The sequence below is a fragment of the Amycolatopsis sp. NPDC051372 genome (genome assembly GCF_040682095.1).
Taxonomy (GTDB): domain Bacteria; phylum Actinomycetota; class Actinomycetes; order Mycobacteriales; family Pseudonocardiaceae; genus Amycolatopsis.
Window position 1 is genome coordinate 1 of record NZ_JBFBAF010000066.1, and the last position, 19,611, is coordinate 19,611.

The 19,611-nt window shown below is 67.6% G+C and carries 17 protein-coding genes and 2 pseudogenes; 9 read left to right on the forward strand and 10 right to left on the reverse strand.

Annotated features, from left to right (window positions below):
* Nucleotides 1–404: 404 nt before the first annotated feature.
* Nucleotides 405–1,574, reverse strand: a complete 1,170-nt coding sequence (locus AB0M56_RS49230; protein ID WP_364190201.1) for an NUDIX domain-containing protein — start codon at nt 1,572–1,574, stop codon at nt 405–407.
* 132 nt (nt 1,575–1,706) lie between these two features.
* Nucleotides 1,707–1,874 (reverse strand): hypothetical protein, encoded by a 168-nt coding sequence (locus tag AB0M56_RS49235; protein ID WP_364190204.1) that lies wholly within the window; start codon nt 1,872–1,874, stop codon nt 1,707–1,709.
* Nucleotides 1,875–2,760: 886 nt separating this feature from the next.
* Between AB0M56_RS49235 and AB0M56_RS49240 the strand changes: the two are divergent.
* A pseudogene (locus tag AB0M56_RS49240) lies at nt 2,761–3,172 on the forward strand (transposase); the annotation flags it as partial.
* 297 nt (nt 3,173–3,469) lie between these two features.
* Here the strand turns inward: AB0M56_RS49240 and AB0M56_RS49245 are convergent.
* The 3 genes from AB0M56_RS49245 to AB0M56_RS49255 all read right to left on the reverse strand — a co-directional run bounded on the left by AB0M56_RS49245 (nt 3,470) and on the right by AB0M56_RS49255 (nt 6,953).
* Entirely contained in the window at nt 3,470–4,327 is an 858-nt protein-coding gene (locus tag AB0M56_RS49245; protein WP_364190207.1) for an SDR family oxidoreductase, read from the reverse strand.
* Between the two features lie 73 nt (nt 4,328–4,400).
* The gene (locus AB0M56_RS49250) at nt 4,401–5,390 is read right to left on the reverse strand and encodes a hypothetical protein (protein ID WP_364190210.1); all 990 of its coding nucleotides are present in this window, start codon (nt 5,388–5,390) and stop codon (nt 4,401–4,403) included.
* 792 nt (nt 5,391–6,182) lie between these two features.
* Entirely contained in the window at nt 6,183–6,953 is a 771-nt protein-coding gene (locus tag AB0M56_RS49255) for a DUF2637 domain-containing protein (protein ID WP_364190213.1), read from the reverse strand.
* Nucleotides 6,954–7,407: 454 nt separating this feature from the next.
* On the opposite strand from AB0M56_RS49255, the gene AB0M56_RS49260 reads away from it, so the two are divergent.
* Complete coding sequence (locus AB0M56_RS49260; protein WP_364190216.1) at nt 7,408–7,875, forward strand: GNAT family N-acetyltransferase; 468 nt, start codon at nt 7,408–7,410, stop codon at nt 7,873–7,875.
* Between the two features lie 199 nt (nt 7,876–8,074).
* Here the strand turns inward: AB0M56_RS49260 and AB0M56_RS49265 are convergent, their stop codons facing one another.
* Nucleotides 8,075–8,455: a hypothetical protein gene (locus tag AB0M56_RS49265; RefSeq protein WP_364190219.1), complete on the reverse strand. Its 381-nt coding sequence runs from the start codon at nt 8,453–8,455 to the stop codon at nt 8,075–8,077.
* 1,004 nt (nt 8,456–9,459) lie between these two features.
* Here AB0M56_RS49265 and AB0M56_RS49270 point away from each other — a divergent pair.
* Nucleotides 9,460–9,819: a VOC family protein gene (locus AB0M56_RS49270; RefSeq protein ID WP_364190222.1), complete on the forward strand. Its 360-nt coding sequence runs from the start codon at nt 9,460–9,462 to the stop codon at nt 9,817–9,819.
* A 244-nt stretch (nt 9,820–10,063) separates the two neighbouring features.
* Here the strand turns inward: AB0M56_RS49270 and AB0M56_RS49275 are convergent, their stop codons facing one another.
* A complete protein-coding gene (locus AB0M56_RS49275) occupies nt 10,064–11,029 on the reverse strand; it encodes a TIGR03557 family F420-dependent LLM class oxidoreductase (RefSeq protein WP_364190225.1) in 966 nt (321 codons plus the stop codon).
* Between the two features lie 343 nt (nt 11,030–11,372).
* Nucleotides 11,373–12,305 (reverse strand): cyclase family protein, encoded by a 933-nt coding sequence (locus AB0M56_RS49280; protein ID WP_364190228.1) that lies wholly within the window; start codon nt 12,303–12,305, stop codon nt 11,373–11,375.
* A gap of 259 nt (nt 12,306–12,564) precedes the next feature.
* Here AB0M56_RS49280 and AB0M56_RS49285 point away from each other — a divergent pair, with 259 nt between their 5' ends.
* A complete protein-coding gene (locus AB0M56_RS49285) occupies nt 12,565–12,885 on the forward strand; it encodes a DUF389 domain-containing protein (protein ID WP_364190246.1) in 321 nt (106 codons plus the stop codon).
* On the opposite strand, the gene AB0M56_RS49290 is transcribed toward AB0M56_RS49285, so the two are convergent.
* On the reverse strand, nt 12,774–14,327 hold the full coding sequence (locus tag AB0M56_RS49290) for a GMC family oxidoreductase (RefSeq protein WP_364190231.1): 1,554 nt from the start codon (nt 14,325–14,327) through the stop codon (nt 12,774–12,776). The genes AB0M56_RS49285 and AB0M56_RS49290 overlap by 112 nt on opposite strands.
* 734 nt (nt 14,328–15,061) lie before the next feature.
* Nucleotides 15,062–15,842 (reverse strand): annotated as a pseudogene (locus AB0M56_RS49295) (transposase family protein).
* Nucleotides 15,843–15,912: 70 nt separating this feature from the next.
* Between AB0M56_RS49295 and AB0M56_RS49300 the strand changes: the two are divergent.
* The 5 genes from AB0M56_RS49300 to AB0M56_RS49320 form a co-directional block, all read left to right on the forward strand.
* The gene (locus tag AB0M56_RS49300; protein WP_364190234.1) at nt 15,913–16,431 is read left to right on the forward strand and encodes a hypothetical protein; all 519 of its coding nucleotides are present in this window, start codon (nt 15,913–15,915) and stop codon (nt 16,429–16,431) included.
* Complete coding sequence (locus tag AB0M56_RS49305; RefSeq protein WP_364190237.1) at nt 16,428–16,712, forward strand: hypothetical protein; 285 nt, start codon at nt 16,428–16,430, stop codon at nt 16,710–16,712. Before AB0M56_RS49300 ends, AB0M56_RS49305 begins: the two co-directional genes overlap by 4 nt.
* Complete coding sequence (locus tag AB0M56_RS49310) at nt 16,685–17,068, forward strand: hypothetical protein (RefSeq protein ID WP_364190240.1); 384 nt, start codon at nt 16,685–16,687, stop codon at nt 17,066–17,068. The genes AB0M56_RS49305 and AB0M56_RS49310 overlap by 28 nt, the downstream gene beginning before the upstream one ends.
* A gap of 340 nt (nt 17,069–17,408) precedes the next feature.
* Nucleotides 17,409–18,845 (forward strand): cytochrome ubiquinol oxidase subunit I, encoded by a 1,437-nt coding sequence (locus AB0M56_RS49315; RefSeq protein ID WP_364190249.1) that lies wholly within the window; start codon nt 17,409–17,411, stop codon nt 18,843–18,845.
* Nucleotides 18,842–19,611 (forward strand): cytochrome d ubiquinol oxidase subunit II (locus AB0M56_RS49320; protein WP_364190243.1); only part of this gene is annotated, 770 nt, incomplete at its 3' end. The genes AB0M56_RS49315 and AB0M56_RS49320, both read left to right, overlap by 4 nt.

A 19,611-nucleotide genomic window follows, 5' to 3' on the forward strand; every position in this document is an offset into this window, starting at 1 on the left:
CCGTGCCGCGAACCGTCCCGTGAACGCCGCGAAACCAGCCGACCAGTCCGTCACCATCTCCAACACGCAAGATCAACTACACGACCGTCGAAACGGACCATAACCGACACGCCCAGTCGGCACATCACGATCTGTCGTTGCAGTACTAACCTAAGCCGTCGCCGGCCGCGCTCACGGCCGCGAGCTACTGGACGCACTGATCTCCGACCTCGAACTCGCCGTGTATGAGACATCGATCAACGCCGCCGAGCACGCCTATCCCGCCGACAGCAGCATCAGCCACGTCGGCATGCGCGTCGTCGTCACCGACCACGGACACTAGCGCCCCGCCCGCATCCGTTGGCGCGGCGCCGTGGTTGCCTTGCGCGGCGGCGGTTGGCTCGTGGCGGGGCAGAGCCGGAGCGTCAGGCCTCGCGCACGTGCTTCAGGGCTGCTGACAGCAGCGGCCAGTGCCCCTCGTACAGCTTCCCCCCGGCGCCCTCGATCGCAGTCGTGAGTCCATCCAGGCTGCCGAACGGATACCACGCGGCCGCCGCGGCGTCGTCGCCCGCAATGGCCGTGACGACTTCCTCCAGTCGGTAGAGCGCCACGGTGCTCGACGCCCACGCGTGGTCGGTGTTCCGCCAGTCGTCCACGTAGGTCCGCGTCAGAATCTTCGGATCCATACCGGCCAGGTCTACATCGGTTTCTTCGCGCAACTCGCGGACCAGCGCACGCGCGGCGGTCTCGCCCGGATCGACCATGCCGCCGGGGATGGCCCATTCCGCGCAGTCCTGGCGCAGGATGAGCAACACCCGTGGTTCCGCGCCGCCGGCGCCGGCCACGACGATCGGGTCCACGGCCTGGTTCTCGCCCCATCTTCCGAGGTGCCGCCCAGATCGTCCGGTACGGCCGGTGGGGTTCAGCGGCCGGCGCCGCTCATCGAGCCGGTACGGCACCAGGGCAGCAGCCTGCCGGCCGGCCCAGTCCGGGACATCGCTCGGCGTCGCGAAGCGATCAGCCCAACCTTCGCGCACGCTGCGTTCCAGTCCAGCGCCCACGAGTTCCGACGGGGTGATGTCCACCGGGATGTATCCCGGCCACGGCGTCGACCACGAGCGCATCGTGTCCGGCACCCGCGAGCCGAAGTTTCTCACCTCGCTGCGGCTTCCGGTCGCCCACAACTCGGCCGGCCCCGGCTCCCCGAGGTCGTCCCGACGACGCTGCGCGGTGGTCCGGGACACGCCCAGGGCCGCCCCCAGCTGACGGGATGAGCCGCCGTTGCGTATATGTCTCCGGACGCCGGCGGCACACACGCCGTCAAGGTGGGCCAGCAGTCCGCACACGTCTCGCAGCAACCGCTCGTCCCACTCCAGTCCGGCATCGCCCGGGCCGTCCGTGAGAAAGCCCTCGTCTCCCGAGGTCTCTGTGTCGCGCCCCTTTCGCAGCACCGCTAGTCCCACCAGGACCGTGTCCAGCGCCTCTGCCAGTTTCGCTGCGTCGGTTCCCAGCGCAGCGATCTGGTCCGTGGTCAGGGACAGCACCAAGTCCAGGCCGCCACGTCGCGCCTCGGTGCCCTCGCGGCGGGTCAACATCGCTTCACCTCCCGTACTGGTTCGCGTCCCAGACCCGACGTACGCGGATGCGTGCAAGCCGACAGGGCCTGTCGGAGCCCTCCCCTACCGCCCGGGCGGCATCACGTTTGCGTCCAGTCGGCAAGCTTGGCCTTACCGCGGCTCCATGCCGCCGTGATCGCCGCCGCCCTGCTCTTCGGTCCTCCTGCCGGATGGCGCCGGAGATTGGTCGCGGAACGTCGGTTCAGTGTGTTCCTGACCGAAGTCTGCGTCTTCTTCCATGCTTTCCGCAGTGACCGGATCGATTTCGGGTGTGCTCATGGTTTCCTCCGCGGACGTCGACGGTTCGCCGGCCGGTGTGTGCCGGCCTCGGCCCGGATACCGCGACAGTGCCCGTCCAAACCAAGGAGAGTGTCCGAGTCGCCCGGAGTGCGCACCGCCAGGCGGTCCGCAGCGCCTCAGGCGGTTCAGGAACGTTCGATTGAAAAGACGTGGCACCCCATGCGGATGGCCACGGGTGCACTCGTGGCGTCCGTGAGCAGGAAACCGCCGATGCCCTCCGTCTGCAGCATTCAGGGCAGCTCCAGGGCCTGCGAAGGTGGCGAGTGATCGACTTGCGAACCCGCCCCGACCACCTATGCCTACGCTCAAACGCCACCGCCTGCCGGGCGGCTACCTCGATGGCATCGGGCAGCGATCATGGGCCTGATCGCCCGGCCCTACGATGAAGAACTCGCCCCTGTGCGTCCGCCCCGCTCCCGTTGCAGCCCCGGACCGCCTGAGCCGCAACAGGAGCGGCCCATGGATTACTCACGAGCACCCGTGCGGCCGATCCGCCGCGTCGGCGACCTCGCTTTCACCGCGCCGCCTTCAACTGCTCGGCCGCGACGCATCCGCCTCCGACCAGCTCACCCCTCAACGGCACACCCGATGTCTCATGGCCTGCCGGCCGACGCCCACAAACTCATACCCGACGCCGTGGGGCAAGCACACGTTCTTCTTCGCCTTACGTTAGCGCTCACGCATCGCGTCTTCCCACGCAACCCGCACGCGGGCGATGCGCTGATAACACTACTTAGCCCGGGGCTTTCGCGGGAGTGAGGTTCGGCGGCGTGCCATGGCGGAGAATGGTGTGCTGAGCTGCGATGATACGGTTTGTCGAGGGCTGTATCGGTTGCAGGTTCAGGAGCGCCATTCAGGTCGGTAAGTGTGTAGTTCGCCCTATCCGCGGCTGGCGGTAGGTGGGTCGGGTCCGGGTGTCGTGTCGCGGGCTGGTGGGGTGCTCTTGCCGCGCACGGCCGAAGCGGTCGAGCTGGCCGCGGCGTTGTCGGCAGCATTGTCGTCGTGGCGAAAACCCCTGGCATTGCAAACACGATCCGGGCAAGATCGTGCTGGATCTGGCGACCGCCCTCGCCCTGGGCGGTGACTGCCTGGCCGACATCGGCCTGGCGCGGGCCGAACCGGGCGTGTTCGGGCCTGTCGCGTCGAACCCGACCGTGTCCCGGCTGATCACCACAGCGGCCGGCGACGCGAGCAGGGCGGTAACGGCTATCCGGGCTGCGCGCGCCGCAGCCCGTGCCGAGGCGTGGGAACGAGTCGGTGACCGGGCACCCGATCACGGCACCGACGCCGACGATCCGCTGATCATCGTCGACGGCCACCGGCGGCACCGCGATCACAGTGGCCCGCCCGTATAGTGCGTCGTTCTCCGTCGTTCAGGCTGCCTCGGCCGGGGTGAAGGGTGAGCACGGCCCGCGTCAGCCGGAGGACGAGGGCCTCGACGAGGTTCGCACCGTTCGCCGTACGTCGCCTGGCTCAACCGCCGCCTCACCGGCCGGTAAGCGCCGGCGACCTCAGGCTGACTCGTGCTCCGCAACCGCTTATCGGGCGCCCGCCATTGTGGTCGCCGGGCTCGGTCAGCCGGGTGTCGTCTCGCCGCCGAGCGCTGCGATGACTTCGCCGCTGTAGTAGGACGAAAGCCGGTTCGACGCCAGGAACACGTAGGACGGCGCGAGGTCGTCGGGGTGCGCCGCACGTTCGAACGGCACCTGCAGCCCGAACTTCTCCACCTTCTCAGGCGGGAACGTGGACGGGATGAGCGGCGTCCACACCGGGCCCGGTGCCACACAGTTGATCCGGATGCCCCGGCCGGCCAGGGCCTGGGCCATCGCCATCGTCCACGCGTGGATTGCGCCCTTGGTCGCGGAATAGTCGATGAGCGATTTGTTGCCGCGCAAGCCGTTGACCGAGCCGGTGTTGATGATCACCGAACCTTCACGCAGGTGCGGCAACGCCGCCGAGGTGACCCGGAAATAGCTGTGCATGTTCACGTCGAACGTGTGCAGCCACTGCTCGTCACCGAGGTCCTCGGGCTTGTCCACCGGCCATTGGGTGGCGGCGTTGTTCACCAGGATGTCGAGACCATGCATGTGACTCACGGTCTGGTCGACGACGTCCCGGCACTGCCGGGCGCGAGCCAGGTCTCCCGGGAGCAGCAGGCACTCACGGCCTTCGGCCCGTACTCGCTCGGCGGTGTACTCGGCGTCAGCGTGCTCGCTCAGGTAGGCGATCGCGACGTCGGCACCCTCCTTGGCAAACGCGATCGCGACCGCGCGCCCGATGCCGGAATCCCCACCGGTGATCAGCGCCTTGAGCCCCGTCAACAACCCGCGTCCCTCGTAGTCCGCCATCGTGTCTCGAGGCCGGGGGTCCATGTCCTCGGTCAGCCCAGGTGGCTCTTGCTGCTGCGGCGGACGCAGTCGCTCTTCGGTCATCAGTCCTCCCGTGCGGATCGGTTCGTCCGGACCGGTTACCCCGCGCCCCGCGCACCGAACCGGGTCAGACCGTTCAGGAGGGCGCCTGCCGTTCCTCGGCGGTGTGCAGAGGGCGGACCGTGGCGTCCGGGTGCCGGATCAGCGGCAGAAGCGGCAGCGTCGGCATTTCCGCGACACGCTCTAGGTGCCGAAGCATGTTTCCCTCCCGCAGCGCCCACGGGCAGACCTCGACGCGCGTCACGTCCAGCGCGGACAAGGTCCCCTCGGCACCGAGGGCACCGGCGACCACCTGCCGAGCGCGCGAGCGCGAAATGCCGCGGAAGTGAGCGCGATCGGCCGCCGTCGCCTCGGTAAGTTGCGGGATGCGGTCGCGTAGGGCCGCGACCGTGAGCTCTCGGATCACGAACGGCCCCTTGCGCTGCGACACGGCGCCGGACAGCCGGGCCATCTGCTTGAACGTCTTGGACGTGGCGACAACCCGGCGCGGCGGGCCTTCCCACCGCAACCGATCGAGGACTTCGGACAGCGTGCCCCGGACGTGCCGACGCAGGCGCTTCACCTGTTTGCTCGTCGGCGGATCGGCGGTGAGGAATTCCCGCGTGAGCCTGCCCGCGCCCAACGGAAGCGAGATCGCCAGCTCGGGTTCCACGTCCCGGCCGAGCACCAGCTCCATCAATCCGCCGCCGATGTCGATCAGCAACAGCCGCCCGGCCGACCAGCCATACCAGCGGCGCACGGCGACCGGGTCGAGGCGGCATCCGGGATCCGGCCCAGTTCCTCTCCGGTGAGGAGGAAGCGCGGCTGACGTATTTCGCACCGCCGCCGTGACGAACGGGTAGAGGTGGTCGACGCCGAGCCGCACCGCCTGGTCCACGGCGCGGCTCACGGCGATCGTCGCGCGTTCGATCCCGGTCTCACTCAGCGCGCCGTCGTGCTGCAGTTCTTCGGCGAGCAGGGTCGGTTCCTTCACCGCAAACGCCGGCAGCGGCGGCGCCCCGGGAGATACGTCCACCACCTGCAACTGGGCCGAATTCGACCCGATGTCCAGCACAGCCAGTTTCACCCGGACGGCCAACCCCCGTCGCGGCACGCCCACACCAAGAGTTTCAGCGGCGCCGAGGCTCGATCACACCGACGGGTTTTCGTGTCGGATCACCGGGTAATCCCAGCGCGGGCGGCGGCGTCCGCATGAACGGCACACAGTCATCGGGGACGGCACGGACCACGGAAGGACCACGGCACTCCGCGAACCCACGCCGAGCATGACCGAGACTGCCGTGCGCTACCGGCTGTGAGCGAAACTCGCCACCTAACAGCCTGGATCCGATGGCTACTGGGCGAACGCAACGGCCTCCACCACACTCGAGGCCAACAACAGCCGCGCGCCGGCCGGATCACCTCAACATGTGCGCCCCGCAGCGACAGAGACCGAATGGCGAGCAGCAGCCCGACGACCGACAGCTCCACTGCAGGCGCCACCAGCGGTGCGACCCAGGCTGGCACTCCCAGCCGGAGTGCCAACGTGAGCACGTTCCCGAAACCGAACAGGAAGGTCAGCACCACGATGATCCCCACGATCAGCGTGACCGCTGACAGCACCGGATCGCGGCCCTCACCAGGCCTCAACACAGCACCCGACCTCCCCGGCAACCCCCACCCGGACCCGCGACCTCCGCGATTGACCTGCACGGATACCTCGACAGAATCCGGCACCACGTGCCCGAGAAGAGCCCGAGACGTCGCGCACACGACGACAGAACGCGGTACGCTCCGACATAAGTGATGGCCGGTGACCAGCCGAAAAGGTATTGTCCGGCATCACTCGACACCACCCGACACGTCGAAACGCGATCTCTTAACCAGCGGGTTCGACGACGAACGCATTACTGTCGACCGGGAGTAAAGGTGAAGGGGCGGCCAAAGAAGCACGACCGGAATCCTTCCAACGACGCAGCACCCGGCGCCCGTAGTTGTGGGTTCCCGCAATCCGGTCAAGCTCAGCACCCGAAGGCTCACGGCCGACGCCGATCTGCTCCGAGTAGTACCGCCACATGCGTTCTTCCGCTGTCGGGACCTCGGGGGTTTCGGGCATGTCGTCGTCATCAACCCGGCCACCGTCGCCGCTCGATGAACTCAAGTCCGAGGCCGGGATGTGCACCACCTCGCGGTGGTGGCTGATCTGGTGGCGCTTCAGCGCGCGGTTGAGCAGCTCCACAGCAAGCAAAAGGGCAAGCGGCGGGCAAGCCGCCACCGTGACCCCGAAGACGCTCAGGATCGGCGCCGAGCCCACGTTCGCGCACAGCGACAGCGAGATCCCGAACAGGAAGGCCGTCCAAGCTAGCCGGCGGCCGTTGGGCGATTTGCCGCTTTCCTCGCCCCGCCACAGCTCAATGGTCGCCAGAGTCAGGAGGCCATCCACGATCAGCGGCCAAATCGACGCAGTGGTCGCATCTGCACCGAAGCGCAGGGCGAACGCGCGGCCATGCTGGTAGGACGCGTACGCGGCGCCCAGCGCCACCAGTCCCGTGGCCCCGCATTGGATCCACAGCGGCCACGGTCGGCCTGCTGACCGCGCTGCTCCGATCGCGTGGTCGATCGCTTCCTTCTGCATCGTCCCGGCGGTCACGCCGCCTCACCTCGGCGAGGACGGCGGCAGCTCAAGATGCCCATAACCGAAGAAAACCGCAGCTCAGAGGCCATTTCCACTGATGTAGATGTCGTCCGAACCCGGCCGGGGGCACATATTCCGACCAGCACAAACTGGCCCCCTGACCAGGCGAAACCCGGTCAGGCGCCGATCTTGTGTCAACCGGTGGCGCGCGACGGCGACCGGCAAAGTACGGCTACGCGCGGTCTATTAGCGGTCTACATCTTCCTCGGCCGGTAGGCCCAGGAAGCGCGGTCCGCGGTCGTTGCCGGAACCCGCTGGCGGCGCTCTTGGGGCTACCTCACCGTCCCCGCGCTCGTCGGTATCGCCGCGCCGGCGCGAAGACCAACGACCCCGACCTACATTCACCTCTCTACACATGGGGACCGCCGGATGGCACGACTGGCGGGCCCCGGACCGCGATAATGGCCAGGTGACCGCACACGTCGAACTGCGTGAGATCACCGACGACAACCGCGACGCGGTATGCGCCGTGCGTGTCCGGCCGGACCAGAAGAAGTTCGTCGCATCGGTGAAGAAATCGCTGAAGGAAGCGCGCAAGAAACCACAGTTGTCGCCCTGGTATCGCGCTGTGTACGCGGACGACGTGCCCGTCGGTTTCGTCATGCTGAACTGGGCGGTGCCGCCAGGTACGCGCGGCGTGCTCGGCTCATACGTCCTGTGGCGGCTGCTCGTCGGAGCGCAGTTCCAACGCCGCGGCTACGGGCGCGCCGCGCTGGCCCAGGTCATCGAACTGGTCAGGGCGGACGGCGGCACCGAACTGTTCACCAGTTACCAACCGGGAAAGGGCGAACCGTGGCCGTTCTACCGGGGCTTCGGCTTCCAGCCGACCGGCGAGATCGACGATGGCGAGATCGTCCTGCGGTGCGCGCTGACCTGATCCGCCAACCGCGACACCGAAGGGGTGCTGGACAACCTCGGGATGACTGGCGATGACGCAGTAACCGGCCTGACCAGGCGCAACCCGGCCAGGGGCCGATCTTGTGTCGTCCGGCAGCGCCTTGAGCCGACCGGCAAAGTATGACTACACGCGTGGTCTCTTCGCGGTCCACTTTCGTCGCGGTGGAAAGGGCCGGCGCCTACTCGTCCTCGACCAGGCTAAAAATTGTGGCGATCTTCGCCAGGGATACCTCTTCCAGCCCTGCGGGCGCCTTGGCGTACACCTCGTGCAGCACAGCAACTGAGTGCCCTGCCCAGGCAGCCACCTGCGCGGACCGTGCGCCGGCCGCCAGCCATGTCGACACACACGCGTGCCGCAGGTCGTACGGCCGGCGCGCCAGCGGCGATCGATACTTCTCCTCGGACAGCGCCGTTTGCAGGCCTTGTCCCCAGACCCGCGCCAGCGTCGACTCCGCGACGTCTCCACCCTCGAGGCCCCGGAACAGCCGACCGTCCTCTGCGACGCCGTACTGCTCGGCGTGGCGGTGCAGCATCGCGGTCAGCGGCGGAGGGCGTGGCACCGGCCGCACCTCGCCCTTGGTGCGCTGGTTGAGCTGACGGTGGTCGCGGCGCTCGCCGCTGCCCGGCCACGCGGCACCTGCGATCGGCGCACTCGAACGTCCCGGCGAGCACCGCGGCGGGCGTGCGGCGCAACGCCTCCAGGGCCACGCCTTCGGGCGCGTCCTTCGGCACGGCCACAGGGGTGACGTGGGCGGTGGTGCCCTGCCGGCCCCGGGTCAACCCGACGTAGAGGGCTGCAATCGTACTTCGAGCCGGAGTGCCTCGAAGAATGTCCGCAGCAGATCCGGCGGCGGCCCGGTTCAGCGCAAGCTTCGGCAACGCGTCGAGCAAAACTGCTTCGTCGAGCCCAGGTGCTTTGGGTTGGTTGTCGCCTTCATCTTCGACGGCTTGCCCTGAGCCAGCAGCATCTGATCTCCGGGGCGCCGGCGACGACCTGTGGGGTGCGCTACGAGCTGATCACCGCGGACGGCGAGCCGACTATGTGGGTGACCCTGGATCCGCAGTGGCCGGCCGACCCGGCACGAGCGTTCCCGGTCACCGGGGACCCGACCTTCAACGACACTCGGCCGGGTGCGGGGCCAACATCACGCCGGGACGGCCGACAACGGCCCGATACGCTACCGGGAGATCCACAAAGGACTTTGAGGCCGCGACGAGACCAACGCTCACCGCAAGAATGACGTCTCGCGGCCACAAGTTTTCTCGGGAGGGACATCGCCGACCCCCGGTGGTCGCCACATCCAGCGGCCCGGGCAATTTTACGGTAGGGCGGATGATCCTACGCTGGAGAAGCGGGGAGCAGCAGAGTAGGGATCCCGCGGGATTCACCCGCACTCGTCGCGCATCGGGCGCGTCCTTGACGACTCTAGTGCCGCGCGTCGGCCTCCGCGCAGATCGAGCACACCTGGTGTCTATCAGGCACCCGCGGGCGCGCGGAGCGCAAGGCGAGCGGAGCTCTCCGAGGGCGTGCGGCGGAAGGGTTCTGCCGCTTAGCCTCGAATTCATGCTCAGGCTGGGTTTTCCGGTTATCGGTGTTTCCGACCTGCCGCGCGCGGTCACGTTCTGGACGGCGGCCCTGAACCTTACGGAGACCCAAGAATGGGCGACTACTCGCTGGCGCACCCTCGACCACGCAGACGGCTCCGTCCATGCGCTCGGCCTCATGTACAGCGAATCGCCCGTGGAAGAATACCCTCGGCTGCATCTCGACCTCCTGGTCGACACCTCAGAGGAGCAGATGGCCGAGATCGCGCGGCTGGTCGAGCTGGGCGCATACCAGGTCGACTGGAACAACTATCCATCCGAAGCGGACTCGTCGTCCTCGCCGACCCGGACGGCAACCGCTTCTGCGTCGTCGACCTGAGCAAAGCCCCCTCGGGCAGCTGACAGCCTTCGCGGCACCCGAAAGAAATACGCTGTCACAGTCATCCCCGGAATCGCCGCATCCACGGCCAGGGATGGCACATTGGCCGCCACAGGCCGTCTCCCGTGCACACGGCTCCGGCTCCACACCGGGCGGAACGTGTCCGCGCTGCGGCTGTCCCCTGGACGCGGGACGGCGAAGGACGACGTCGACCTTGGCGCCGAGTGCCTTACCGCTCGCCAGGTCAACGGAACTCCGGCAGCACGTGCTCCTCCCAGCCCCGGAAGAACCCGTCGTGATCGGGACCGATCTGCTGGACGTAGATCTCGTCCGCCCCGGCCTCGACATACTGGCGTACCCGATCGAGGTGCGCCTTCGGATCGTCCCCACACACGATCGCTTCACGGACGTCGCCGCGCGGCACCAGCTTCGTGGCAGCCTCGAAGTCCTGTGGCCGCGGCAAAACCTGGCCCAGCTGGCCGGCCAGGGCGTCGTTGGCCCACAGGCGATGCGCTTCGTCCAGCGCCACGTCGGCGTCCGGACCCCACGCGACCTTCATGCCCGCCTGCACCGGCTTGTCGCGACCGCCGGCCTCTCGGAAGGTGCGGATCAGGTCCGCATCCGGGAGCACCGTGCAATAGCCGTCCCCGATCCGCCCAGCGAGCTGCGTGGCCTGTGGCCCGAACCCGGACACGTAGATGGGCACTGGCTCGTCCGGCACCGTGTAGATCCTCGCCTCCTGCACCTGGTAATAGGTCCCCTGATAACTCACCTGCTCACCGCGCGCGCCCGCCGAGTGCAACAGCCTGATGACCTCGACCGCCTCTTCGAGCATCGCCAGCCGCTCTCCCGCCGACGGCCACGGGTCGCCGAGGATGTGTTCGTTCAGGGCCTCCCCGGACCCGACGCCGAGCACGAAGCCGCCGTCCAGCTGAACTGCGGCGGTCGCTGCGGCCTGCGCGATCACCGCTGGATGGATTCGCACGGTCGGACACGTCACGGCGGTCGTCACCGGCAGTGACACCGTTTCCGACAAGGCGCCGATCACCGACCACACGAACGGACTCTGGCCCTGCTGGTCGTGCCACGGGTGAAAGTGATCCGAAATCCACAACCGCTCGAATCCCGCACGTTCGGCGGCGCGCGCCTGGGCCACGAGTTCACGCGGGCCGTACTGCTCGCAGGAAAGGAAGTAGCCGATCGATGTCATGACGGACGGGTACCCCTTCCTCGCCCCAGCACACACTGTGCGAGCAGCCTGAACGGTCAGTGGTGCGAGAGGGCCCTACCAGCGCACCCGCATCCGGATTCGGCATCGCTCGAGCGACATCGGCCTGCGCGACCACGCAGATCGGCAGCGCACCCACGTGCTTGCCCGCCATGGTGACAGCCGTGTCGAAGACGGTGCCGGAAGGACGCGTGCAGCTCGCGTCCGGGGTCACGATGTCACGGCAGCGTAGCCAGGGTGGAGCACCTGCCATCTGGGCTGCAGGCCTGAAGTCGCCGCAGCGTCTGGGTCACGTCGCCACCTTCCCGAAATCCGGACCGCAGGATTACAGAATGGCGAGCGGGTTCACGGGGGAACCGGTGGCGCCGGGGAACCGCAGGGGCGCGATCACGCACAGAAACGACCAGCGTCCTTCCCCTGCACAGAGGCGCGCGAGGTCCTCGAGCTGCAGGTAGTCGAGCAGATGCACGCCCGCGGCGTGGATGGCGAGCACGTGTACGGGGAAGGCGACGTCTCGCGACACGCTGGGGGCCGCGTCGTTGTTGCCGTCGCTGCCGAGCACGGCGACCTGCCGGTCCGCCAGAAAGCGCACGGCGGTCGGATGCAGTCCGGCCCTCGCGTCGGCCACGTCCCAGGGGCCGAGCTCGTCGCGGCGCCGTCGATGCCCGACCCGCACGAGGAGGATGTCGCCACGGTCGACGTGCACCCCTTGGCGAACCTCGGCGGCGGCGAGATCCTCGAGGCTCACGTGGGTTCCCGGCTCGAGCCATGACACATCGTGCAGCCGGGCAATGTCCAGCAGCACTCCGCGGCCGACGATTCCATCACGCGCCAGTTCGATGGACTGCTCGATCGCTGCGTCCGGCGAGAGAGCCTCCGTAGCGGGCACGCCGCGGTGCAGAGTGCCGTCGTAGATGACGTGGCAGAGTGCGTCGATGTGGCTGTTGACGTCACCATGGACGTTCATGGCGATGCGGTCCCGGGCGAACTGCAAGCCGCGCTCCTCCTGGACGCCGGCGGCCGGGGCGGTGAGCCGGTGCTCGGCCGGCTCGGCGTCGTCCGGTGCGGTTCGGGTGTTCACCGGGGCGGCGAGCGAGACCGTGTAGCCGGAACGAACCTCACGGATGGCTGCGAGCACCTGTTCGTGCGTGACGGTGTCCAAGGCGCCCCGAGGAGTGTCGGCCCCGGGTGCCGTGCTGCGCAGCTGCGAGTAGAGCGCCTGAAAGTCGGCCCCGCTCATCTCGTCGGGTGTCGGCATCTGTTCACCCTACGGCAGAAAGGCGCTTCCCCGAGCCGAAGCAGACCTGCGTGATCCGGCTTGCCGAGCTTTTGCAACCGGCGCGTCAAGGGATGAACGGCGGGCGGCGAAGGCTCGAGCCGACGAACTCGGTGACCGGGCGCGGGCTCGGTGTGGGAGCAGGTCGAGGCTCGGATCCGAGCCGAGGGGAGGTATCCTCGGCATCGCGCTCGGGATCGACCGTCGTTCCGGACCGAGAATCCAGCGGGGTCCGACGGCGCTGCTCGTGGGTTTCGCGCTGGCCGGTATCGTCGGCATAGCGTCTCTGACCGAGGACAGGACGAGCGCACTGCTCGGCGTGTTCATTTCGGTCACCACCATTCCGGCGGCCGCCGATATCGGTGTTTCGCCCGCGTTGGGAGCATGGGACGAGGCGCGGGGTTCTCTGCTCCGGCTGCTGCTCAACATCGTCGTCCGGATCGGACGTTGTCAACGGATTCGCTCGAGGATGTGGTCACCGACGCGGATGGCGTTCGCCATCGTGGTGAGCGCCGGGTTCACCGCGCTGATGCTGGGGAAGAAGCTGGTGTCCACCACGTAGGTGTTGTCGAGCTCGTGTGCTCGGCAATCCGAGTCGAGCACCGATGTCGCGGGATCGGCGCCGAACCGTACAGTGCCGGCCTGGTGGGCACACCCTGCGATCGGAATGTCGGTCTTCATGTAGGCGAATCGGTTGATGAGGTGCTCCGGGTGCATTCCGAGCCCGCAGAGCATGGATTTGAGCTGGTGGTACAGACGTTTTGCGGCGGTGGGGTTGCTCGGGGTGTAGGCGAGGGTGACGCTGCCGTCCTTCCCGAGTGTCACGCGGTTTTCAGGCTGCGGAAGGTCCTCAGTGGACAGCCGGAAGTCGACGGCGTGTGTCGCGACGTCGCGCAGCGCCCAGTTCGGCGCCAGTTTCGTCTCGATGGGCTTCTCACCGCGGAACATCTCCGCCTGCGACTTGCCGATCATCTGGATGTTGCCCATCGGATAGTCGAAGTCGGGCCCGCCGAAGTAGAAGTCGTTGACACCCAAGGTTTTTTGGAAGACGGTGGGATTCGGTTCCTTGGACAGCGCCAGCACGGCCTGGCTGTCGTGATACATGAAGTTGCGGCCGACCTGGTCCGAACCATTCGCCAGCCCGTGGGGGTGCTTGTCGTTGGCCGAGGCCAGCAGCAGTTTCGCCGAGTTGACAGCACCGCAGGCGACGGCGACGACGTCGCCCCGATAGGCCACCGTCTCGCCTTCGTGCTCGGCGAGTACGCGAATGACGGCGGTTCCCGCCGCATCGGTTTCGAGCTTGACGACGCGCGCGTTCCTGATCAGTGTGACGTTGGGGTACTCGAGGGCGGGCCGGAGGGCGATCACCTCCGCGTCGGACTTGGCGTGCAGCGGGCACGGGAACCCGTCGCAGTCCGCGCAGCGCACGCACGTGCTGAAGGGCATGTTCTCCTCGTTCAGCAGAACACCGCACGGTGCGTGGAACGGGTGGTAGCCCTTGGCAGCGAGGTCATCCGACAGTTGCTGGATCCGCGGCTCGTGCGACAGGGCCGGATACGGGTAGGGCCGGCTCGCGGGCGGCTCTGTCGGGTCTTCGCCGCGCACGCCGTGTACTTGGTAGAGCTTTTCGGCGGCACTGTAATAGGGCTCCATGTCCTGGTAGGAAATGGGCCACGCCGGCGAAACACCGTCGTGGTGGTTCAGCTGGTCGAAGTCTTCCTGGCGCATCCGGTAGAGCGCCGCACCGTACAGTTTGGTGGCGCCGCCGACGAAGTAGTGGACCTGCGGCTGGAAGGATCGGCCGCGGCCGTCGTGCCAAGTGTCAGGTGAGATGTAGCGGCCGTCGACGAACACATCCGCGGTGGACCAGTTCGCGGGCTCCCTGGGCAGCCAGTCACCGCGCTCCAACAGGAGAATCTGCTTGCCGGAGGGGGCGAGGTGGCGGACGAATGTGCCGCCGCCGGCGCCGCTCCCAATCACGATGACGTCGTAGTGCTCGGTCATCCCGGACTCCTTAGTGGCCGGATCGGGGCAGCACCCCGGTTTGATTCGTTCGCGAATCCGAGGTGTGCGCAGGGGTGGTTCGTCCCGGCCCGACACACCGCCGACCGTGCGTGAGTACACGGAGCCCCTCAATCGAATCTGGAACTCCTGCACGGGACCGTCGGCTGTTCCGACGGCGACAGGGGTGAGCATCAGCGTGACGAAGAACCTGGAGAGCTGCAGGTGTTCGACCCGACCGCTGCGGCCACAATGTGTGCAGGAGAGCGGTAAGGAACGCCGGCCCGATGGTCACCGGGGCAAATGGGAGGTGGTAGATCTGTGTCATTACGTACTGCCACCGGGACAGATCGAGCACCATCGTGCCCCTTCCGGTCGGCGTGGCGCACTCGACGAATTGCAGTCGTCCACCACGGTCGCCAGCGCTCAGGGTGCGGTGCATCGCCCGGAGCGGGTGATTACCGGGTGCCGCACCCGGCGGCGTCCGACATCATCCATGCGGGCAACGAGAGGTTGCCGGTCGCGCATGGGCACAGCGGGCGGTGGAATAGGTGATGACCGGGCGATGTCGCCGAACTCCTCAACTGCTGAACTGTTCGAGGCGAGACTGTGCGGAACCCTCATCAGCCTGGCGTGAGGTCCGAGCACGCGACGTCTGTGACGGTGCTGCTAATCGCCATGCTCCCTAAGGGATGTCTCGTAACTGGTCTTGTGGTTGGTGGGACTGGTGTTGCGGATCAGTCTGCGAGGAGGATGTTGTGCAGATGCGCGATGCCGGAGACCGTGTCGTTCAGCGTGCTGGCGGCGCGGCGATAGTCGCGCAGGATCTTCCAGCACTTCATCCGCGCCAGCGCGTGCTCGACGCGGGCCCGGATCTTGCGATGGTCGGCGTTGAGGTCTTCCTGCCAGCCGGGCAGATCGCTGCGGTCACGAGGTTTGCGGTAGGGCATGATCACCTCGGGATTGCCTTGGTAGCCGCCGTCGGCCATCACCGAACGCCCCGCCAACTTCTGCTCGATGCCGCAGGCGCGGTAGACGGTGCAGTCGCCTGCGTTGCCCGGATGCGCGTCGCCGGTGGCGATCACCAACCGGGTGTCGGCATCGATCGCGACCTGCACGAACGCCCGAGTACCGGTAGTTCTTCGACGGCGCCGCCAGCCGGTGATCCCGCGTCGGCACCAGGGTGCCGTCCACGATCGCGATCGCGTCGATCCGCCGTGTGCGGACCGGGGCCAGCGCCAGCAGCGGCCCGATCGTGTCGATCACCCGATGCGCCGCGGAATGCGACACCCCGAACAGCGGCCCGATCTGGCGCATCGTCAGGTTCGTCCGCCAGTACGTCGCGACCAGCAGCACACGATCGGCCAGGTCAAGGCGCCGCTGACGACCAGGTCGGCCATCGGCGATCTCGTCACCGCCACGTTTCGCCACGATCCGTACCAACCTGCGGAACTGACCCGGTTCCAACCCTGTGAACGGGGCAATCCACTCCGACCGCGACGCCGAGATCACCTGCACCACAACATGATCAACTATCTAGGCAACCAGACCCACACCGGGTTACGAGACATCCCTTAGGAGGGTTGCGATGAGCGCATCGGGAGGCACACAGGACCACAACCAGCGCAACGCCGGCTCGGATGCTGAGTCAGCGCTACCTGCCGGTCCGACGCCTAATACGGCTCACCGTGGAAAGCACGAAACGGGCGCGCATCCGCCGGCGGATGCCGGGACCGAGACGCGCGCGCCGAAGTGGGGGAAGACGATCGTCGGCCTGCTGATCGCCCTGGTGATGGGAGCGATCATGGTGACCACCTACGTCTGGGCCGAGCACGGTGTGGTCGCCCGCAACCTGCCCTGGGGCGTGACGGGATCATCGCCGCTGACCAGCGCGGTGCAGGAGAACGTCAGCATGACGATCCACACCTATGCCAGCGAAGCCGACCTGGTGAACGCCGCGAACCAGACCACCATCTACGGAGGCTTCGTCTCCCAAACCAACACGGTGGTGATCTCGGAGGCCGCGAGCCTGTGGGCGCCCGGGGTCATGCCGCCGAATACCTCAAGGCGAGCAAGGAACTGGGCCAACCGGTCCACGTCAGTGTGATCAACACCCTGCCGAAAGAAGACCCCGAAGGTGTCGTTCCCGGCCTCGTGGTGTTCGTGCTGATGGTGGCCGGATACCTCGGCTCGACACTTGCCATGCAACGAACCGGAACCGCTGCCGCCCACCGACGCGTCGCCATCCTGACCGGGTACGCGGTCGTCGCCAGCCTGTTTTCAACCTCATCGTCGGCCCAGGGCTCCATGCCTATCCCAATGTGGGGAGCAACTTCTGGCCGTTGTGGGGCGAATTCGCATTGGTCCTGCTCGCCGTTGCTCTCCTGACGGGAACGCTCCAAAGCCTGATCGGGCCATTCGGCACCCTGGTGACGGTGATCGTGGTGGTCTTCTTCGGGAACCCTTCCACCGGCGGGGTGAACGGGACCGCCTACCTGCCGGCGTTCTGGCAATTCATCGGCCCGGGTCTGCCGCTGTGGAACGGAGTCACCCTCATCCGCAACACCCTGTACTTCGGTGGAAACTCGATCACTCAGCCGGCCATCGTGTTGAGCATCTACGTGGTCGCCGGCGCGATCTTGATGACCGTCTTCGGCTGGGGCCGGCTGCGGTGGTGGCGCAACCAGAAGCAACCGATCGACCAAGCCGAGGAAACCGGAATCGCCGCCACACCACCAGGCTGAGCTCCCCGGCGCACGTGTCGTCACACCGGCGCCGAGGTGAGAGATGCGATCCGGTGAAAATACCGTGCACAGTCACAGTCGACGGTGCGTGAAAATCCTCAGCGTCTCGACTTTCAGGCGACCGCGCCGGGTCGGGGAGTACAGCGCGGTCGGGTGCTGCCGTGTGTACCGCATGCTCCCGGCCGCGATGCGGTCGAGGTTCGGCGGGGTGATGGCGCCGCGGCCGACGTCATCCCCGTGAGGTGATGCTCGCCGGGTGCGGACCCGACAGGGTCGGGGGCATCGTCACAACCGGCGGACCGTCCGGGCGGCGTCGGCCGTTTATGGGGAGGCAGGGGTGATGGTGGGCGAAACGTTGACGGGCTTGGCGAACGCGGCTGCGGGCGTGAATCCTGTGCCGTGGGCGCGTTCGCAGATGGCGTTCACGCTCGGGTTCCACATCATCCTGGTGCCGCTTGGGGTGTCGTGGGCGTTTATGGTCCTGATCGCGAATTACCGGGCGGTGCGCCACCATGACCGGGCGGCGTTGGTGCTCGCGCAGCGCTGGTCGAAGTACATGGCCGTGACATTCGCGGTGGCCGCGGTGACGGGGACGGTGTTGAGTTTCGAGTTCGGTTTGCTCTGGCCGAATTTCATGGGGAGGTGGGGTGAGGCCTTCGGCATCCCGTTCGCGTTCGAGGGGCTGTTCTTTTTCACCGAGGCGATTTTCGTCGCCATCTACATTTTCGGCTGGCGCCGGCTGAAACCGTGGACGCACTTTTGGACGGGTGTGCCGATCGTCCTGGCCGGGGTGTTCGGCTCGGTCTCCGTGGTGGCGGCGAACGCCTGGATGAACGCCCCGTCGGGGTTCACCGCGAACGCGCAGGGCGAGATCGTCGAGGTCGACCCGCTCGGGGTGATTTTCAACGACGCGATGCCGCTGCAGGCCGCGCACATGGTCGTCGCCGCCTACCTGGTCGGCGGATTCCTGGTCGCGTCGGTGTACGCGGCCGGGATGCTGCGCGGCCGGACCGATCGCTACCACAAGCTCGGGTTCACCATCGCCTTCAGCGTCGCCGCGGTGGCGACACCGATCCAGATCGGTGTGGGCGACACCCTGGCGCGCTGGGTCTACGACAACCAGCCGGTCAAGTTCGCCGCGATCGAACTGGTCCCGACGACCAGTTCGGACGTCCCCGAGACCCTGCTGGGCCGCCTCAACGCGGACGGCACGGTCACCGGCGGCATCCCGATCCCGGGCATGGCGTCGTGGCTGTCGGACCCGAGCACCGGCCGGGCGACCGTCATCCAGGGACTCGACACCGTGCCGCCCGACGCCCGGCCGACGATTCTCGAGGCCAACATCGTCCACCTCGCCTGGGACGTGATGGTCGGTCTCGGGACGTTGCTGCTCCTGCTGTCGCTGTGGTATGGCGCGGTCTGGTTGTTCCGGCGGCGCCTGCCGGCGGGCAAGTGGTTCCTGCGCGCCGCGGCGTGCTCGGGCGTGCTCGCCGTGGTCACGATGGAGGCCGGGTGGGTGGTCACCGAGGTCGGCCGCCAGCCGTGGATCGTCTACAACCTGATGAAGGTCGAGGCCGCGGCGACGGGCAACACCGGCGTCTGGATCACCTTCATCACCGTAATCGTCCTCTACGTCGCGCTCGGCGCCACCACGATCATGGTGCTCCGCTCGATGAGCCGGCGCTTCCGCCGTGCCGGCGGGTTCGCCGACCTCGACACCCCGTACGCACCGGCGAAGGAACCCGACCCGGTGAAAACCGGGGAGCCTGAGCCGTGAGCACCGCGGTCGCGGCCGTGCTGCTGGTCGCCATCGCGACGTACGCGGTGTTCGGCGGAGCCGACTTCGGCGCCGGCTTCTGGGACCTGACCGCCGGCGGACCCGAGCGCGGTGCTGCGCCGCGCCGCCTGGTGGAGCAATCGATCGGCCCAGTGTGGGAGGCCAACCACGTCTGGTTGATCTTCATCTTCGTCGTCACCTGGTCGGCCTTCCCGGCCGCGTTCCAGTCCATCACCCTCACGATGTTCGTCCCATTGGCCATCGCGGCCTTCGGGATCGTGTTGCGCGGCGCCAGTTTCGCGTTCCGCAAGACCGTGGTCACCGTGCGCGTCCGGCGGATCTTCGGTGGCTTGTTCGCCCTCTCCTCGGTGCTCGTGCCCTTCTGCTTCGGCGCGATCGCGGGCGGTATCGCGTCCGGCCGCGTGCCCGCCGGCGGCAAAACCGGTGACCCCGTCGGCAGCTGGTTGAACCCGACCTCGCTCGTCACGGGTGGGCTGGCGGTCGTGCTGGCGGCCTACCTGGCGGCGGTGTACCTCGTCTGGGACGCCCGGCGAGCCGGCGACAGCGGCCTGGCGGGCTACTTCCGCCGCCGCGCCGTGGTCAGCGCCCTGGTCGCCGCCGTGGTCGCCATGATCGGCTTCATCGTCCTGAGCGCCTCGGCGCCGCACGTTTTCGGCCGGTTGATCTCGTGGGCGCTGCCCCCGGTCGTGCTCAGCGTCCTGTGCGGGTTCGGCGCCCTGGTGCTGCTGGTCCGCGACGCCGCCCG

Bases quoted from the DNA above. Each gene is read 5' to 3' on its own strand.
- AB0M56_RS49230 (WP_364190201.1), bottom strand. From the start codon at position 1,574: ATGTTGACCCGCCGCGAGGGCACCGAGGCGCGACGTGGCGGCCTGGAC.
- AB0M56_RS49235 (WP_364190204.1), bottom strand. From the start codon at position 1,874: ATGAGCACACCCGAAATCGATCCGGTCACTGCGGAAAGCATGGAAGAA.
- AB0M56_RS49245 (WP_364190207.1), bottom strand. From the start codon at position 4,327: ATGACCGAAGAGCGACTGCGTCCGCCGCAGCAGCAAGAGCCACCTGGG.
- AB0M56_RS49270 (WP_364190222.1), top strand. From the start codon at position 9,460: ATGCTCAGGCTGGGTTTTCCGGTTATCGGTGTTTCCGACCTGCCGCGC.
- AB0M56_RS49275 (WP_364190225.1), bottom strand. From the start codon at position 11,029: ATGACATCGATCGGCTACTTCCTTTCCTGCGAGCAGTACGGCCCGCGT.
- AB0M56_RS49280 (WP_364190228.1), bottom strand. From the start codon at position 12,305: ATGCCGACACCCGACGAGATGAGCGGGGCCGACTTTCAGGCGCTCTAC.
- AB0M56_RS49290 (WP_364190231.1), bottom strand. From the start codon at position 14,327: ATGACCGAGCACTACGACGTCATCGTGATTGGGAGCGGCGCCGGCGGC.
- AB0M56_RS49300 (WP_364190234.1), top strand. From the start codon at position 15,913: ATGAGCGCATCGGGAGGCACACAGGACCACAACCAGCGCAACGCCGGC.
- AB0M56_RS49315 (WP_364190249.1), top strand. From the start codon at position 17,409: ATGGTGGGCGAAACGTTGACGGGCTTGGCGAACGCGGCTGCGGGCGTG.